This window comes from Micromonospora sp. WMMD1219 (assembly GCF_049315215.1).
GTDB classification, from domain to species: domain Bacteria; phylum Actinomycetota; class Actinomycetes; order Mycobacteriales; family Micromonosporaceae; genus Micromonospora; species Micromonospora tulbaghiae.
In genome coordinates this window covers 967584-985736 of record NZ_CP186057.1, presented here as the reverse complement: position 1 = coordinate 985736, position 18153 = coordinate 967584, and the positions used below count along the sequence as shown (strand labels likewise).

At 66.1% G+C, this 18153-nt stretch carries 8 protein-coding genes and 1 pseudogene; 2 read left to right on the top strand and 7 right to left on the bottom strand.

All coding sequences use genetic code 11. The features are described 5' to 3' along the window. Positions 1 to 81: 81 nt before the first annotated feature. A complete protein-coding gene (locus ACN27C_RS04600; RefSeq protein WP_422750524.1) occupies positions 82 to 4368 on the bottom strand; it encodes an FG-GAP-like repeat-containing protein in 4287 nt (1428 codons plus the stop codon). 486 nt (positions 4369 to 4854) lie between these two features. On the opposite strand from ACN27C_RS04600, the gene ACN27C_RS04595 reads away from it, so the two are divergent. After that, the gene (locus ACN27C_RS04595; protein WP_422750523.1) at positions 4855 to 11349 is read left to right on the top strand and encodes an RHS repeat-associated core domain-containing protein; all 6495 of its coding nucleotides are present in this window, start codon (positions 4855 to 4857) and stop codon (positions 11347 to 11349) included. 8 nt (positions 11350 to 11357) lie between these two features. Further along, complete coding sequence (locus tag ACN27C_RS04590) at positions 11358 to 11921, top strand: hypothetical protein (RefSeq protein ID WP_422750522.1); 564 nt, start codon at positions 11358 to 11360, stop codon at positions 11919 to 11921. A 69-nt stretch (positions 11922 to 11990) separates the two neighbouring features. Here ACN27C_RS04590 and ACN27C_RS04585 read toward each other — a convergent pair. The 6 genes and pseudogenes from ACN27C_RS04585 to ACN27C_RS04560 form a co-directional block, all read right to left on the bottom strand. Further along, a pseudogene (locus tag ACN27C_RS04585) lies at positions 11991 to 12120 on the bottom strand (IS256 family transposase); the annotation flags it as partial. A gap of 16 nt (positions 12121 to 12136) precedes the next feature. Then, entirely contained in the window at positions 12137 to 13606 is a 1470-nt protein-coding gene (locus ACN27C_RS04580; protein WP_422750521.1) for a hypothetical protein, read from the bottom strand. A 473-nt stretch (positions 13607 to 14079) separates the two neighbouring features. Continuing rightward, positions 14080 to 14766, bottom strand: a complete 687-nt coding sequence (locus ACN27C_RS04575; RefSeq protein ID WP_422750520.1) for a hypothetical protein — start codon at positions 14764 to 14766, stop codon at positions 14080 to 14082. Beyond that, positions 14763 to 15254 (bottom strand): hypothetical protein, encoded by a 492-nt coding sequence (locus ACN27C_RS04570; protein ID WP_422750519.1) that lies wholly within the window; start codon positions 15252 to 15254, stop codon positions 14763 to 14765. Before ACN27C_RS04570 ends, ACN27C_RS04575 begins: the two co-directional genes overlap by 4 nt. A gap of 516 nt (positions 15255 to 15770) precedes the next feature. After that, positions 15771 to 16796, bottom strand: a complete 1026-nt coding sequence (locus tag ACN27C_RS04565) for an ImmA/IrrE family metallo-endopeptidase (RefSeq protein ID WP_422750518.1) — start codon at positions 16794 to 16796, stop codon at positions 15771 to 15773. After that, positions 16793 to 18046, bottom strand: coding sequence for a hypothetical protein (locus tag ACN27C_RS04560; RefSeq protein WP_422750517.1), 1254 nt, complete (start codon positions 18044 to 18046; stop codon positions 16793 to 16795). The genes ACN27C_RS04565 and ACN27C_RS04560 overlap by 4 nt, the downstream gene beginning before the upstream one ends. Between the last annotated feature and the right edge of the window lie 107 nt (positions 18047 to 18153).

The window sequence follows — 18153 nt, the reverse complement described above, 5'->3', positions numbered from 1 at the left end:
GGTGGCCGCGTGTTCGGCGGTCCACCCCTCGATCGTCTGGCCGTGCCCGATCTCATCGGGCGTGCCGGGTCCGAAGTTCAGTTAGAAGATGAGGTCGAATGCTGACCAGTTGGATCCGATGATGGTGTAGCTGGGTTTGAATCGGCCGGTGCCGTTGCCTTGGTAGAGGTAAAGGTCGCCGGTGGGGCTGTAGCGGCCGATGACGTCGGTGTTGCCGTCCATGTTGAAGTCGCCGACGGAGAGGATGTGGTTGAAGCTGCCCCAGTTGAAGCCGATGGTGGTGTAGCCGGAGAGGATCCGTCCGCTGCCGCTTCCTCGGTAGAGGTAGAGGTCTTTGGTGGTGTTGATGCGGGCGATGATGTCGGGGTGGCCGTCGCCGTCGAAGTCGCCGGGGGAGAAGATCTTGTCGAATGCGGCGAGGCTGGAGCTGATGACGGTGTAGCCGCTTTGGACTCGTCCGTCGCCCGTGCCTTGGTAGAGGTAGAGCTCTTTGGTGGTGCTGTTGCGGGCGATGATGTCGGCGTCTCCGTCGCTGTCGAAGTCGCCGGGGGAGAAGATGGTGTCGAAGGCGGCCATGCTGGAGGTGATGACGGTGTAGCCGGTTTGGAAGTTTCCTCTTCCGGTGCCTCGGTAGAGGTAGAGCTCCTTGGTGGGGGTGTAGCGGGCGATGACGTCGGTGGTGCCGTCGCCGTCGAAGTCGCCGGGGGAGAAGATGATGTCGAATCCTGACCAGGCGGATCCGATGGTGGTGTAGCTGGGGTTGAACATGGCGCCGTTGCCCTTGTAGAGGAAGATGTTCTTGTTCGGGCTGTAACGGGCTATGACATCCGGGTATCCGTCGCTGTTGAAGTCGCGTTGAGGGCCGGCTGGGATGGGTTGGGCAGGGCTGACGTTGCTCTTCCAGGCGAGGGTTTCGCTGATCTGGCCCTGGAGGTAGCCGGTGTAGCTGGTTGTTCCGTTCTTGTGCGCGCCGATGCGGAGTGGGCCGGTGGCGTTCCATCCGTTGGGGTGGACTGCGGTGGCGACGTTGACGTCGTTGACGTAGAGGCCGAGTCGTCCGGATGTGCTCTGGTAGGAGATGGTGAGGCGGGTCCAGACGCCGATTTGCACGCTGCCGGCCGCGGCGGCGGCGGTGTCCCAGGTTGCGGTGGTGGCGTCGGTGCGGGGCATGCCGACTCGCCAGCTGGCGTCGGAGGCTTCGGCCCAGAGCCTGAATCCTGCGGTGTTGACGCCGTCTTGTGAGATGACGGTGCCGCCGGTGGCGGTGGGTTTGACCCAGACGTTGAGGGTGTAGTCGGCGTTGGTGGCCACTGCCGGGCCGGCCGTGGTGAGGGTGCTGTTGGTGCCGTCGAGGGTGACGTTGGGGCTGAACACGTCGCCGCTGTTCCACGCGGAGTTGCCCGCTCCGGTGGCGGGCAGGGTGCTGACGTCGTCGGTGGCGACGTTGCTGCCACTGACGGGTCCGCCGTCCGCGTTGTTGAAGGGCCAGGCGTGGTCGGCGGTGATCAACGTTCGGTTGGTGGAGGCGGTGATGACTCCGAGGTCGGTGGTGAGGCCGGTGACGAGCCATGGTGTCACCGTGCCGGACGCGTCGAGGCTCCAAAGGTCCCCGGTGCCGTCGCCGTTGATGTCACCGCCCTGCAGGGTCAGGGACTTACCCGCGTTCCAGCTGCCGTTGAGCAGGTGCTGGGTGTAATGCAGGGTGTAGGTGCCGTCGTTGTCGTAGCTCAGGTTGTTCCAGAGGTAGAGCTTTCCGGTGGTGGCCTGCCAGAGGAACAGGCCGGTGCCGGTGGGAGTCTGGGCGGCGGTGATGGTCCAGGTGTTCCAGTCGTAGCCGCCGGTCGGGGTGGCTTGGGCGGCGAGGGTGTCGACCTGGCCATAGCCGCCGATACCGTCGAAGTTGGGGTAGTAGTTCAGGTAGTAGCCGTTGGCGTCGCCGCCGATGCCGATCAGGTCGGGGTAGGCGAGGCCGCGACCGTGGCCGGCGTTGACGAGCTGTACTGGGTTGAGGCCCTGATTGTCGATGAACGTGCCGGCGTTGATGCCGGTGTAGGTGCCGTCGAGTTGTGCCTGGATGGTGGAGCCGTCGCCGTTGCCCCGCAGGATGACCGCTTCCCCGGCGTGGGTGCCGGTGGGGTAGTAGGCGAGGACGTCCTGCAAGCCTTGGCCAGCGAAGCGTCCGGGCAGGATCTGCGCGCCGTTGAAGTCGGTCGGGCGTCCGGTCAGGAACAGACCGTTGCCCTTGGCGCCGATGTTGGTGCCGATTCGGTTGACGCCGGAGATTCCGGCCCCGGCGCCGAGCCACAGGCCTGGTGCGAGGCCGTTCTTGGCGCCGGCGGTGACCAGGTCGGCGTTGCCGTCACCCGTGAAGTCACCGTCTGCGGCGTAGGCGGCCGGTGTCGAGTTGAAGGTGACCACGGCGTTGTCGCCGATGTTCCCGCCGGGGGACAGGCTGGTGACGGTCAGGGAGTTGGTGAAGCGGGTCGGGGTGATGTTGATGGTGAGGCTGCCGTTGGTGGCGGGCAGGGTGCTGGGTGGGCCGGCGTTGAGCTGGTACAGGTAGCCGCTCGGCGTTGTGCCGGTGGTCGGCGGCGAGATGGTGATGGGAAAGGACTTGCCGATCTGGGTGCTGCCTTCGGCGGGGGTGGGTAGGTCCGGGGCGCCGGTGCGGGTGGGGTCGAACTTGAAGCTGCAGGTGCTCGACCAGTCGCTGGTCTGGTTGAAGTCGGTGGCTTGGGCGCGCCAGGAGAACTGGGTGATGGCTCCGCCCGCTGCGGCGCGCAGGGTGTCGACGCTGACCTTGCGTACGGCGGTGGAGCCGGAGCCGTAGGTGAGGAGGTTGGGGTCGGAGGTGGCGAGGATGGTCCCGGGTGCGCTGGTCTTCCACAGCTCGAAGCGGACGCCGAGGATCCCGCCGTTGCGGTCGGAGACCGGCGCGTACAGCGTCACGTTGCCGTCGCCGATGGTGATGAGGGTGGTGCAGGAGGTGGCGGGGGAGGTGGTCAGGCCGGAGGGCTTGTTCGGCTTGTGGTTGTAGGTGATAGCCAGGGTGGGGCTGGTCTCGAGGAACTCTTTCCAGCTGAAGGTGTCGGTTTCGTCGTTGGCGCGTAGCGCGAACGTCTGGAGCTTCTTGCCTGCCGACACGTTGGCCTGGATGGTGCTCTTGACGTCGAAGGCGACGCCGTTGGCGGGGCAGGAGGAGTTGTAGCCGTAGGCGACGGTCTGGTGACTTACGACGGAGCCGAGGCTCTGCCCGCTCCAGTAGTTCCAGGTGGCGTTCGACGCCGTCAGTGTCGTGGCGGGGGCGTAGACGTCGACCCTGCGGGCGTTGCACGAGTAGGCGTACGTTTCGGTGATCTTGAGTGTGGCGGTGTTGATGGTGGCCCCGGCCAGCACCGAAGTGGAGATCGGGAAGTTGATGAACGTGCGGGACAGGATCGACCCGGCGTTGCCGACCTGCATGCGTCCGTACGGGTCGGGTGTCTTCTTCCAGTAGTTCGTGCTCGGGTACTGCTTGGCCACCGTCGTCCAGCCGTCATTGTCCGAACCGGACGACGACCAGGTGAACGTGGGATCGATGAACACCGGATATACCGTTTTCGGTCCGGTGAGCAGTGCCTTGTCCGGGGTCAGGCGGATCTTGCCGCGGGCCAGGGTGGTGCGGATCCGTGCGGTCCGCGCGGTCGGTGCGGGCCCGGCGCTGGTCGAGGTGATGCGGCTGCCACTGCGGTCTGCCGCGGCCGTTGTCTTGCTGCTGGAGGACGGGGCCGCGGTGGTGGAGTCCCACATCAGCGGCGCCGGAGCGGTCAGCACGACCTGCCGACTGCGGTCGGTGCCGGTGATGTTGCCGGTGCTGTCCGTGGACAGGGTGATGCCGGTGGTCTTCGTGCCCATGGACAGGTTGGCCAACGCCGGGTTGGCGGCTGCTTCGGGTGTATGAACGACGAAGACCTCGGAGAACGCGCCTCGGGCGTCGGCGGTGACCTGAAGATCCACATCGGGCAGCACGTTCGCGTAGGTGGCGGTCGGGCCGGACACCGTCGGCCCGGGCAACGGCATCGGAGCCGTCAGCGACATCGACAAGCCCGAGTCGCCGATCGTGGCCAGCGGGCCGCTGCCACCCCCGGACAGGCGCACCTGGCCGTAGCCGACGGCCGAGGACCAGGTGCCGTCGCTGTTGCGCACCAGCGTCGCGTCCAGCGGTTGCCACGTCTCGCCCACCCGCTTGCGCTGCGGCAGAGCCGAGCGGCTGACGGTGACCGTGCCGTCCGGGTTCGCGGTCACGATGTCCGTCGAGGAGGCCGCGCCTGTGACCTCGACCGGCTTGCCCGATGCGCGGGCCTGCGCCACGGCTTGGTCGACTGTCAACCGCCCCGACGTCACCGGCTGTGGTGGAGCCGGAAAGGGAGGCTCATCCGCCGCCGCCGGTGTGGCCGCCGCCGTCATGAGCAGGCCTGCTGCGGCCAGCACCGATATCGCGCGTCTGCGCGCGGCGCTGCCAGGAGTCGTGAGCATTCAGTCAACCGCCTTTGTTCCCCGTCGGGATCCTGTGCTTGTCGGAGGCCGACCTTAGGCGTCCTGGTGGCGGCGGGGGAACCAGTTGATCGAGGCAAATTGCGGCGTTGTCGATGGGTGATGTCCCTTTGGTCAAACCGGGAGAGCCTGATCGTTACCTTACCGTGATCTTGGGGGTCGCCGGGAAGTTGACCTTGCGTGCGAGAGTCCGTGCGGACGTCTCAGCCATGGATGTCCGGCGATTTCCCTTGACCGAGTGAGGTGGCGATGACTGTGCCGAGTCTTCAGCGCGGGCAGGCACGCAGACGACTGCGCGGAGTTCTTGCTGCGTGCATCACGATGACCTGCGTCATCGCCGGGTCGTGGGTGCCCACCTACGCCGCCGCGCAGCAGCCGACCGCGCCGCCGAAGCCGTTCCCGGGACGCGCCGTCAAGGGTGTCAAGCCGATCCCGTCGCACTTCACCACCCCACGGAACGCGGCCAAGAGCAGCTACACGCCCACCGCGACGCGGTGGCCTGCTGCCTCCGCCGCTTCGGTGACGCTATCGGCGTCGAGCGGGGTCACCTCGACGGCCGCGCGCGCTGGGAGTGCCCCGGTGTGGGTGCGCCCGACGACCACGCGAGGTCGGTACGCGGGGCCGCCGCAAGCAGACGTTCGGGTACTGGACCAGGCCGCAGCACAGCGGGCGGGTGTCGCCGGCGTGCTGCTGGCCGTGTACCCGCAGGGGCAGGGATCAGGCAACGCTCGCGTCGGTGTGGATTACGCCGGCTTCGCCGAGGCATACGGCGGCAACTACGGCTCCCGACTGAGGCTGGTGCGGCTGCCGGCCTGTGCGCTGACCACACCCGAGATGGCCTCCTGCCGGGCCGCCACACCGCTGGAGTCGACCAACGATGCGCAGGCACGCACGGTGTCGGCGGAGGTCACCCTGACGGGTGCATCCTCAAGCGACCGTACGGCGGGCGCGGCGGCGCCGATGGTGTTGGCGGTGGCCGCGGCCTCGGGCACCACCGCAAACGGTGCGGGCACCTACGCGGCCAGTGACCTGAAGCCGTCCGGGTCGTGGAGCGGCGGCGGTAGCTCCGGCGCGTTCACCTACAGCTATCCCGTCACCGTGCCCCCGGCAGCCACCGGCCTGGTGCCGGATGTGGCCCTGTCGTACAACTCCAGCAGCGTCGACGGGCAGACCGCCTCCACCCAGGCCCAAGCCTCATGGGTGGGTGACGGCTGGTCCACGCCCCAGTCCTACGTCGAGCAGTCGTTCATCTCCTGCGCTGACGACCCGGAAGGCACCGCCTCCCCAAAGAAGACCAACGACCTCTGCTACGACGGCCCGATCCTCAACATGTCGCTGAACGGTTCGACGTTCGCGCTCGTCTGGGACGCCGGCAAGCGGGTGTGGAAGCCGACGTCCGACAACGGTGAGGTCATCACCCGCGTCATGAACTCTAGCAACGGATCCGGCACCCACGACACCGACTACTGGCGCCTGACCACCCGCGACGGCACCGTCTACGAGTTCGGCCGTAACCAACTCCCGGGCTGGACGTCGGGCAAGCCCACCACGAAGTCGGTCGACACCGTGCCGGTCTACTCGCCGCACCCGTCCGGACCCTGCTACAAGTCCGCCGGGTTCACCTCGTCGGTGTGCACCATGGCACGCCGGTGGAACCTGGACTACGTCACTGACGTCCACGGCAACGCCATGGCCTACTACTACAAGCAGGCCACCAACTTCTACGGCCGCAACCAGGGCACGACCATGGACTCCTACGTCCGGGACAGCTACCTCGAGCGCATCGATTACGGCTTCACCGCCGGCAACGCCTTCGGCACGGTCCCGAACCAGATCGTGTTCACCGTCGACGACCGGTGCCTATCAGGCACCTGTAAGCCGCTCAACGCCTCGACCAAGGCGAACTGGCTCGATGTGCCCTTTGACCTGATCTGTGAATCGGGCTCTACCTGCTCCTCCCGGAGCCCGTCGTTCTTCTCCACCGTCCGGCTCGCCTCGATCACCACCAAGCAGTACGACACGGGCAGCGCTCAGCACGTGACCGTCGACTCCTACGCCTTCACCCACACCATGCCGAAAACCGAGGACGGCACCTCACCGACCCTGTGGCTGGACTCGATCAACCGCACCGGAAACGACACGACCGCAGGCGGCTCGACGGCACCGATATCCCTGCCGTCGGTGTCCTTCGGCAGCATCCGGCTGCAGAACCGTGTCGCTCTCACCGATGGGTTCCCGGTGTTCAACCGGCACCGCCTTGAGAGCATCACCACCGAGACCGGCTCGGTCATCACCGTCTCCTACGAGCGGACCAAACCCTGCGCCACGCCGGTCACCCTCAACCCGGCGACGAACACGACGTCCTGCTACCCGGTCCGGTGGACCCCGGACGGTCTCACCGCACCGATCCTCGACTGGTTCAACAAGTACGCCGTCACCCGCGTCAGCGCCACCGACCCGACCGGCGGATCCGGCGGCACGTTCACCAGCTACGCCTACCCCGGCGATCTGGCGTGGCACTACGACGACAACGAACTGGTCAAGCCGAAACACCGCACCTACGGGCAGTTCCGCGGATACGGCACCGTCCAGACCTTCACCGGCGACGGCGTCAACGACCGGCGCACCAAGTCCACCACGGTCTACCACCGCGGCATGTCCCGCAACAACGGCGGCGCAGTCGTCACCCTGACTGACTCCACCGGCGGCACCCACGAGGACATCGACCAACTCGCCGGCCAGCCATTGGAGAACAGCCAGTACCTCGGTGAGGGCGGCGCGGTGGACAATTCCACCATCATCGCCTACTGGGTATCCGCGTCCTCAGCCACCCGCGAACGGACCGGGCTGCCGGACCTGACCGCGAACTGGGTCGCCCCCGTACTCGTGCAGACCAGGCAAGCCGTCACCTCGGGCGGATCGACCACCTGGCGGGTGAACCAGACTGACACCAGCTACGACGCAACCGTCTCTTCACCCACCTTCGGCCTGGTCAAGGCCACCTACAGCCACACCGTCCCCGCCAACACCGCATACGACCAGTGCACCACGAACAGCTACGCGCCGGTCAACACGACCAAGAACCTCGTCGGCCTACTCAGCGATACCGAAACCGTCTCCGTGGCCTGCGCCGGCTACACCGCCGGAACACCCGCCTCCGAACCCGGCAGCCTCAACACCCTCACCGCCCCGACGACGGTGCCCCGGCCGGCCAAGGTCGTCTCCCGCACCCGCACCTTCTACGACGACACGTCCTGGTCGACCACGTTCCCGCAGACCACGCCGCCCAGCAAGGGCAACGTGACCATGACCCGGCAGGCAGCCGACTACACCGGCGGCGCCTACACATGGCAGACCACCGCCCGGGCAACCTACGACAACTACGGCCGGGCGAAGGACACCTACGACGGCAACGGCAACAAGACCACCACCACCTACACCGAGAACAGCGTCGGACTCACCACCGCAACCACCATCGCCAAGCCGCTCGGCCACAGCCAGACCACGACGATCAACCCACGTCGAGGACTGGCGGTAGCCACCACCGACGTCAACACCGTCGCCACCAACCAGAAGTACGACGCCCTCGGGCGGGTGACCGCCGTCTGGCTCAACTCCCGAGCCACCACCGCACCGGCGAACTACAAGTTCACCTACGACGTCTCCAAGACCGGAGTCACCGCCACCACCACCGAGCGGGCCAACGACTTCAACGGCTACCTCAAGTCGATCGTCATATACGACGCGCAGCTACGCCCTCGGCAAACCCAAACCGTCACCCCGCAGGGCGGGCGGCTCATCACCGACACCTTCTACGACAGCCGGGGCTGGACTGAAGAGACCTACAACGGCTGGTGGGACCCCACTACCACGCCGACCGTCGGCAATCCGGTCACCGCGCCGAAGCTCCCTTCCACGCTGCCCAGCCAAACCTTCACCACCTACGACGGCCTCGGTCGACCCGTCATCGTGAAGCAGGCCAAGGACAACCTCGTCGTCTCCAGCACCACCACCGTCTACAACGGCGACCGCACCACCGTCGTCCCGCCCCTCGGCGGCACGGTCACCACCACCGTCACCGACCCCCTCGGCCGCAACAGCCAACTTCTCGAGTACACCAGCCGCCCGACACTCAACACACCCGCCGACACCTTCACCGGCACCTTCACCACCACCGGCGGCACCGCCCTGACCTCGACCTACGGCTACGACAGCCACGGCAACCAGTCCACCCTGACCGACAATGCCGGCAACCCCTGGACCTCCCAGTACAACCTGCTCGGCCAGATCACCAGCAAGGACGACCCCGACGCCGGCGAGACAACCGGCATGACCTACGACGGCAACGGCAACCTCACCGAGTCCACCGACTCACGCAGCAAAACCGTGTCGTACACCTACGACGCGCTCAACCGCAAAACCGCAAGCTACGCCGCCGCCAAAACCGCCCAGTCGGCGAGCAACCAACTCACCGCCCTGTTCTACGACAACTCCAACAACGCCGTCACCAACATGACCAACCCGAAGGGGCAGCTCACCACCGCCACCGCCTTCTGGAACGGCCAGCCCTACACCACCCAAACCAAGGGCTTCAACGCCTTCGGCAAGCCCACCGGGCAGACCGTCACGATCCCCGCAGCCGAGGGTGGCCTAGCCGGCGACTACATCTTCAGTTACATCTACACCACCAACAACGGGCTGCCACTCAAGACCATCTACCCGAACAAGGGCGGCCTGCCAGGCGAAACCATCCTGTTTGGCTACGACGCCTTCGACCAGGTTGACCACTTCGGCGGACTCAACGGCTACCTCAACGCCGTCACCCAAGATGCCTACGGCCGCATCAACAGCCAAACTCTAGGATCCGCCCCCAACCAGGCATCCATCACCAACACCTACGACGAGCACACCGGCCGCCTCAAGCAACAACTCGTGACCCGCACACCCACCACACCTGGCAACGTCGACCAGCAGAACTACGACTACGACCTCGTCGGCAACGTCACCCGCCACACCAGCACCCGCCTCAACGGTGCCGCAGCTGAAACGCAGTGCTACACCTACGACCAGCTCCGAAGGCTCACCGCAGCCTGGACCGCCACCGACAATTGCGCCACCAACCCCACCACCGCCAACCACGGCATGGTCGGCAACACCATCGGCGGCAACAGCGCCTACTGGACCAGCTGGACCTTCGACAACCTCGGCAACCGCACTGGGCAAACCCAACACAACCTGGCCGGCCCTACAGACACCACCACCGACTACATCTACGACGGCAACAGCGCTGGCCAGCCCCACACGCTCACCTCCACCATCACCACCGGCGCCGCCACCGGCTCAACCAACTACCGCTACGACCCGGTCGGCAACATGACCACCCGCAACGCCGGCAACGGAAACCAAACCCTCACCTGGAACAACGCCGGTCAACTCACCTCCATCTTGAACGCGGGTGGAACCAGCACCACCTTCTACGACGCAGCCGGCAACCTGCTCATCCAGAAAGACCCCGGAATAACGACCCTCTACCTGCCCAACGGGCAGCAGCACACCCTCAACACCACTACCCAGGCCGTCACCGGTGTCCGCTACTACCCGTTCCCCGGCGGCGGCGGCACCCTCCGAACCGGCACCGGCACCAACTACACCTTCGCCCTCGCCGACACTCAGGGCACCCCCACCCTCTACCTCAACAACACCGCCCAAAGCCCCACCTGGCGCCAGTACACGCCCTACGGGGAGCCACGCGGCACCGCCACCACCGCCCCCGACAACCGGGGCTTCCTGAACAAGCCACTCAACGCCACGACCGGGCTAACTCGACTCGGTGCCCGCGAATACGATCCCATCATCGGCCGGTTTATCAGCGTCGACCCGATCATGGATGGCGCCGATCCGCAGCAATGGAACGGATACGCCTACAGCAAAAGCAGCCCGGCCACCTTGTCGGACCCATCGGGGCTGAAGCAATGCGGCGACGACAAATGCACCACGTACGAGACGGTCACACCGGGTGGCACCCATACCGTTCACAGCGGAGGCACGACCGCCTCGACGCGCTACACGGGCCGCACCGACGACGGCCGTCCGTACCCGAACACAGCTAAGGGCGAGCACTGGACGCCCGAGTACTACGCAGAGTTCTTCTACGGAACACACATTACCAACGCTCAGCAGGATCACCTGGTCTACACCGACATGTGCAACAACGTCGGTCAAGGCTGCGCAGGGCTGGACAACAGGCCGCCCGGAGTCAACTGGGCCAATGTTGCTGCAGGCGCCATGACTCTCCTGCTTATCGCGGCGGCTCCCCAGTGTCTTGCTGCTGCGGTCATCTGCGCGAACATGGTAGGCGATGGAATCGTCAGCTTCTACGGATACGGCGGCGGAGGCCCTGCGGCCATGGGCGCCGGTGCCGCAGGGACTACCGCCCGGGCGACGGCGGCAAACGGTGTAAGGACGCCGGAGGAACTCGCGTTGATTGCGAGTCGAATCAAGAATGCCCCAGACGTGCACCCGGCGCAGATGAGGCAGCAAGTCATCGCTGTGGGCTCGGATGCTGACGGCATGTTGGTGGCTGCCAGCAACACGAGCTCGTCATTTACGCGTGGCCAACGTGCCATCATGGAGGAGATGGGGGTGCTGCGGGCACCGTCAAGGACGGTTGCAGGCGATCAGCTGCACGCCGAGGAGAACTTGCTCGGGGCAATGCCGAACCCAACGGGCATCGGGACGTCGGCCCAGGCCCCGTGTGATGGGCGTTGCGCTCCGTTGTTGTCTAAATTTGGTATTCCATCGGCGACAGTTCCGTGAGGATGAGCATGGGTTACGACGACTTCATTGATGCCATGGCGGGGCGCGTGGATGCTCTCCCGCCCCAGCGGAGGGCTGCAGTGTTCTGGCTGGCCGGGACTGCCCTTCGGGCTGGGCTAAGCGACTCTGAGGCTGCGGGGGGTGGTAGCTGGTTCGACGAGGCGAGCCGTTTGTCTGTTAGCTTCATCGTAGAAGGCCGCGTGGGAGACAACCTCCGGATGGTGTGGGAACACGCTTCTGCGGATTCAGGGCCCGATGCATCTCAACTTTTTCACTCAGTCACCATTTGTCTAAGTAGCCCGCTGGTGATTGCGATCGAGCCCGAGAAAAGGGTCGGGGCGTGGATTGAACATGCCCTTTTTCCGGTGATTCAGAAGGTCTCTCTCGATCTATTTGGCGACATCGCCTTTCCTGGCGATGACGAGCTCGAGCAGGTTTTTGCGGACGATCGCGTCCAGGCGGCAGCCAACTATTGCGCAGCAATCTGCGCCAGGCTGACGGGAAGCTCGAGGTTGGATCGAGAAACGTTGGACGAAATGCTCGAAGGCGCTGGCGTGTTGGGCGGGCCATGACAAGGGTTCGCCGGCAGACCTGGTTGAGGCCGCCAACATTGACGATGCTAAACCGATGCGGTTCTGCGCACCGGCCGGGTCGTGCTTGCCATAGCCGACGGGGTCGGTGATCTCACCGTCCAACGCCGAGTCTAGGACCCGCTTCGTGAGCTGCTGCAGCAGCCCACCCCTCGCCGGTCAGCTTCGGCCCGTCACCGCGAGGATCAGCATCGCGATCAACCGTTCATTCGGCGGGTGGACCACGAAGATCCACACGATCGCGGACGGGCAGGGCCGGAACCTCGGCGCCGGCTGCCAGCGCATGACGATGACAGCCGAGGACCGTTCTGGCCGGCAGCCCGGGGCGACGCCCCGCCCCTGCCCTTGGGAGACCAACACGATGGCGATTCCGCCCGGCAGCAGGTCCGGTGGGCCGGATGGACGCTGACGTCGTGCCAGCCGAGCGCCTCGGAAAGGCTTCGACGGGTTTGACGATTGCCGTCGAGTTGGTGACGGGGCGTGGCCGGGACTGCGGCGGGTGTGGACCGGGCGCAGCAGGAGGCTGCGGCTGTCGACCATGCGATCGAGCAGATCACCGCCCGGGCGGTGATCTCCGGCTTCGCCGGCATCGCTGTGGGGTTGGCTCGCGCGCGCGAAGTGCTCGGGCAGGCTTGGTCTCGGCTTGTGGAGGCCGGTGGGGTCCTGGGTGAGGCGTCGCGGTCGCTGAGCGCCGTGCTGCAGCAGCCGGCGAACTTGGCAGGGCCGTGCCAGAACTTGCACTCCCCGATGAAGGCGTCTCGGTCGCGCCAGCGCAGGAGGATGTCCGTCTTGCCGCGTCCCAGGAACGTTTCCCCGGTCACTGCTCCTTGATAGTTCGCATTTAGGATGAACAGAAGGAAGTCTCGGATGGTTTCCTCGTCCTCGCCCACCAGCTTGCTGGCGGAGCGAACAAGACGTTCGAGCGCAGCGGTGAAGGACATGATCGTGCCAGTGATGTCCTCGGCAATCTGCTCGGCGAGATGCCACTCCTCCCTTCCAGCAGCAACAGCGGTGTCGAGTTGCGCAAGCGTTACAATCCGTGGTTGCAGCGGGATGCGCTGCTCCGCCGATCGTGGCGCCACCGGAATGCCCAGCGCGTCCGTCGCCGCGAGGACGGCCCGCACCCTACGAGCCCGCGCGCCTACGACAGCCATCACCTGCGCACGCATGTCTGCTCGATGTTGCTGAATCTCTTCGTTAGCGGCAGCCGCCGCCTCCCGAAGCCGCCCCTGGAATTCTTCGATGAACTTCCCAAGCCGCTCGGTGTCGGCCATCGCGTCAGCGACTTCCTCATTGGTGGCCTGAGCCGCAGTCAGGAACCACTTACCGGGCTTATCGCCCTCGATGTGGGCACCTGAAAGAACCCCGCGGGAACCGAGTGCGCTGGATGCGCCGTCGACCGTCACGCAGAGGTTCAGCTGGACCAGCGGCTCCTCACGTCCGTGTGACAGTTCAGATGTCTCGATCCAGAGCCCTGCGTGATCCACTGTGACAGGGGCGGCGGCGCACTCGTCGACGATGGCATCAACCAATGCGTCCACGGGCGCGCGGGCGAGCATCTCGTCAGGTACCTCGCGTGCACGGGTGAGGGCGATCTCCAGGCGTGGCCCATATTCGGTGGCACTACGCCGGATTGGATCCCTTAGCGGGTGATGCTTGGGCGCCATCTAGCCTCCATCATCGATCCTGCCTCGCCTGTGTCGACTGCCAGCCCATTGATCGGCCGGTATTCCTGTCCTGCCCCGGCACGCACGCGGGTCTGCCACGCCGTAGCCGTCAACCGCTGGGAACCAATCCAGACCACTCATCGCGCCTCCCGGAGGCTAGCTAAGCTGTCCATACCGGCCAAGCCGCGCCGGCCGCGAGGACACCATTTGGGCCATCATCGCTGCAATGGTCTTCTGATGCTCCGCCGGGACGCCCAGCCCGGCGAGAGCGCTGACGATGAGGTGGGGATCTTCCCTCCAGCAGCCTTCGGCCGGAAGGCCCGCCAGGACCCGCTGGGCGCCGTCTCGGCCATGTCGGCGGGAGTGTCCGTTGTTCTCGTCGAAGACCAGCTCGTTCAGAACTCGAGGTCCGGGACGCTCTTCGAGCGGACGGCCGGAACCCGACCAAGCAGCGCCGGCAGCCCCGCTTGCTGTCAGACACGGTGACCGAGGTCGAATCCGGCGACCCACTTCATGAACGCCTGGCGGATGTGCGCGCGAACGTACGTCTGGAAGCGCGTCCCGGGTACAACGCCGAACTCGAACGGCAGGCGCCCTGCATGGCTGAGGCACTTGTTCGCATGTGGGGAGAACGCATTGGTAACGAACAGGCTTGCCATTGACGGTGGGAAGCTGTTCCGTACACCAACGTACTTCAATGCTTCATCGCGAGGGACGCCAAGTGGATAGTACTTGCCCTCGACCGTCAGGACACAGCCAGACGGCTTCGGCAGTTGCTGCTTGTCACGGCTACTGCGGGCTGCCTTCGTGTCGATGAGCAGCACATCGGATTCGGCGTCGAAGTTCTTCCACTGGACCTTCACCCGCAGATGAACCTCGATCGGGCGAGCGGCGCCGAAGCGCAGCACCGCGTGCGTGAACGGTCGCCGCCGGGCGTGGATGACGCCTGGGGCGCCCCGGAACACGAGTTCTTGCACTTCCTTCTCGTTGCAGTCCTCGTAGGTCACCATCCCGCCGCACTCGGCGGCCGTGGCGATTACCTGCGCGAACAGGTAGGCCTCGTAGATCCGATCTGCCTCGTCAGCTCGTGTGAACGGTGTCGATACACCCTGCATCGCGTCCGCGAGTTCGGTCAGCAGGGCACCGACGGGATCAGTCATTCCGCCACCGCCTGCCGCAGGGCGACCAGCGCGTCGATGACCCGCTGCCGGCTCTGCACACTGTTGGCCGATTCGGGCTGCCAGAGGATGGCGGCCTCTTCGTTGTCCTCGTCGGGAGCCGTAACGATCTGCTCGGGAATCGCGACCCTGCCCTGGAAGCCGTCGGTAAGCAGGCGCAGGGTCTCCGCTCGGATGCCTGGCAGATCCCGGTAGACCACGAGCATCGCATCGAGCAGAAGCAAGACCCGCTCCTCATCCGTATACGGCCGCTGTACGACTTGCGGCTCGATCCGGGGGCGGTCGTCCGGCCGCATGCCGAACAGGGACGTGCCGCGCCGTCGGTTGTGGTTGCTACTGCCCTCGGTCACCGACTCGGCGAAACCCTCGACGACTGCGGCATCCACCGCCTGCGCCACCCAGGTCAGCTCGCGGCCGGCGCACAACTGCCGAAGCGTCTGATCTATCCGGGCCAACTCGGACGCCTCCATCAGCGAGGCCCTTCTCCATATCTTCCACGCAGCGCTGCCGCGCTTCACGCTGCACCGGATGACGTCCGCGGCTATTCGTGCGGCTCCGCCTGTACCAAAACGCCACTACCAGCGAACCACCATAGTGGACACGGTGCGCCCAGCGGCGTGGTGTGTGATTTGTATGTTGTGGGCGTTTTATGTAGATAGGACACGGCCGCCGCGTCGATGCCTCAAACGACCAAGGCCACGTATCCTCGCGCACCGCGTCAAGGAACCGTGCCAGGTTGTCCAGATCCCACACCGCCACCCGCAGGCGCACGCCGGTCTCGCGACACACCGCTTCGTCCTCGTCATCCCAGACCACATCGTGCGGGCATGCCCTGTTCGGTAGCCGCAGATTCCGGGCGGGGTTGTGGCCGACGATGCCCTGCCGTCTCGCCTCCGACAACGCGCAGCGCAGCACCCCCCGGATACGGCTCACACTGCCCGACGAGATCAGCCGACCGCCGCGTACGACCTGGCGGCAGAGCACTACTAATGCTCGTTGCAGGTGGTCGAGTCGCCGAGGAAGGCCGTCAGCGGCAGGGTGAGGAAGCAACTTGTACACAGTCGGTTGGCCACGGGACGCTGGCCACCGGGCAGGCAGTGGCAGGCCTCGCACTGCGGGCAGAACGGTTCGCCGCACGTTTCGCAGGGTTTCTTCCACGACTTGAAATCTCCGCCGCAGTCCGCGCAGTGCCCGTCGTGGCCGAGCGGGTCGGTGTCCAGAGGCGCGGCCAGGGTGGGCCAGTCCGGTGAGTCGGTGACCCACACGGCGAAGGTGTAATCGTCGGCCGCCTGGGCGTCGAGGTACATCTGCGGGCCGGCGACGCCGCTGCGGAAGGTCGGTCGGTCGACGCCGCGGGCGGTACCGCCGCGCACCGCGGGTTGCAGCCGGGTGGCGGGCTGGACACTGCCGCGGGCGATAGGCAGTACGTCACCGTGGCGGGCGGCGAACTGGCTGCGGCTGTTCGGCTCGAGCAGCATGACGTAGCCCGGTGCGGGTAGGCGGTGTGCGGCGGCGACGCAGCACGCCTCCCGCGATGCTGTCGTGCTCTGCCACAGGCGGATCACCGACGCCGCGGTGACACCGTCAGCGAAGATCCGGCTGACGATATCGGTGGGCAGTAGGACCGCTGCCGCGAACGCGTCCACCAAGTCTTCCTCGAACGGTCCTTCTTCGCCGTCAGGGAGCTCCCACAAGGCGGCAGCGACCGCTGTCACGCGAGGACACAGGTGGTGGCCGAACTCGTGTAGCAGGGAAAAGTTGCGGCGGCCCTCCGACGTGTCACGAAGCGCCGAGATCCGTGGCGGTGCTTCTGTCCCGCTGTAGAGTGCCGCGACGGAGCAGCCGCTGCTGAGCGCGGCGGGCTCGACCCAGTCCAGAACAATGCCGTCGACGGTCACGATCACTGCGGCCGGCTCGGCAGCCAACTTGCAGGCGTCCACGCCGATGCTGGTCAGGTGCGCCAGCATTGCCGGCACCAGTTCACCGATCAGGGCTTGTTTGGTGAGTGTCATGGCTGGTCCGAGAGGGAGTCGCCGAGCGCGGTGAGGCGCTGCCGGAGATACACCGAGACCTTCGCCGCCCAGTCGGTGTGTCCGGCACCGCTGTCGGACGTCGCCGCCGTGCGGACGGTCCGCGCAGCCTGTGGGGCCACCGTCTCGGCCATTTCCCAGCGTTGTTCGTCCTCGGAGCTGTGTTTCCCTGCAAGCAACCGCAGGGACGCGCGGTGTGTGGGCCGGCTGACCTCGGTGATCAATGCGTCATCGAACGGTGGATTCGCGTCCATAACGGTGCGGCTATCGGTATCGAGCAGCTGTGCCAGCTGCGCTGCTTCGCGTTGGGTGACGCGTCCGCCTTTCTTGATCCGCAGGAAGACGCTCATGTCGAGGCCGGAGCGTGCTGTGAGCTGGGCTGGCGGCAGGTCCAGGCTCTTGACCTGTTGCAGCAGGGGCACCACGTCCCCGACCGGGTCACCGGGCACGCACGCGGCGGCACTGGCGAGCTGGGTGAAGCCGGCAGCGACGGCGTTGCGCAGCTCACGTCGGTCCAGGTCTGCCTCGTCAACTGGGGCGCCGTAGGTCAGATGGGCGGGGCCGACGGCGTCACGGCGCCACGCCCGCCACACGTCCCGGATGGTGTCGGGTGGGGGAATTTGGGCGGCAGCTTTCGCCTCGTTGAGCACCGGACGGCTCGCCGGTGTGATCTCGCGATCGAACACGAACAGCGGGACCGTGCTTTCCAGGCTGAAACAGACCGCGAACTCGGTGCCCAGCACACTGGCTGCCGCGGGCAGGATCAGGCTGAACTCGTCGGCGGTGCTCACATCGGTGGTGACCGGAGCGACAGTCACCCACCAGCGATCGACGTCAACGACCAACGCTAGTTCGGTGACGTCCTGCCACCGCAGCCGCCACAACTGGCCCACCATGACGTCCTCACGAGCGCCGGTGTCGGCGGTCAGGGCGTGCACCTCGGGGGACAGCCGGGTGACCGACGCCAGGACGGATACACCTCCGGTGAGAGCACGCTGCCGTGCCGCACGCAGGAACGCCTCGTCATCGAGGTCGTCACCATGCTGCGCTGCGGCCTGTTGTCGCTGCTGGCACCAGCCGCATTCGGCCAGGTGCTTGCGGTCGCCCTGCGACGGTGTCCCGAGATCTCCGTCAAGCAGGTGCCCTCCGGCGATCGCCACCGGAGGATTCAGGTCGGCCTCGGCGAAGACGTGCCACACCGGGCCGTGGTCGTGCGACGAAACGCCGGTCATCGCCGTACACCAGCCGGGCTGGCGACGGTCCGCCGCAGTCGTGAGCAAAGGGGCTGATGGGTCACCACGCGTCTACCCTCCCGCAGGTCATCTTCCGCACTTTCATG

Excerpts from the sequence above, each read along its gene's own strand:
- ACN27C_RS04575 (WP_422750520.1), bottom strand. The coding sequence starts at position 14,766 with ATGACTGATCCCGTCGGTGCCCTGCTGACCGAACTCGCGGACGCGATG.
- ACN27C_RS04570 (WP_422750519.1), bottom strand. The coding sequence starts at position 15,254 with ATGGAGGCGTCCGAGTTGGCCCGGATAGATCAGACGCTTCGGCAGTTG.
- ACN27C_RS04590 (WP_422750522.1), top strand. The coding sequence starts at position 11,358 with ATGGGTTACGACGACTTCATTGATGCCATGGCGGGGCGCGTGGATGCT.
- ACN27C_RS04560 (WP_422750517.1), bottom strand. The coding sequence starts at position 18,046 with ATGACCGGCGTTTCGTCGCACGACCACGGCCCGGTGTGGCACGTCTTC.
- ACN27C_RS04580 (WP_422750521.1), bottom strand. The coding sequence starts at position 13,606 with ATGGCGCCCAAGCATCACCCGCTAAGGGATCCAATCCGGCGTAGTGCC.
- ACN27C_RS04595 (WP_422750523.1), top strand. The coding sequence starts at position 4,855 with ATGACCTGCGTCATCGCCGGGTCGTGGGTGCCCACCTACGCCGCCGCG.
- ACN27C_RS04565 (WP_422750518.1), bottom strand. The coding sequence starts at position 16,796 with ATGACACTCACCAAACAAGCCCTGATCGGTGAACTGGTGCCGGCAATG.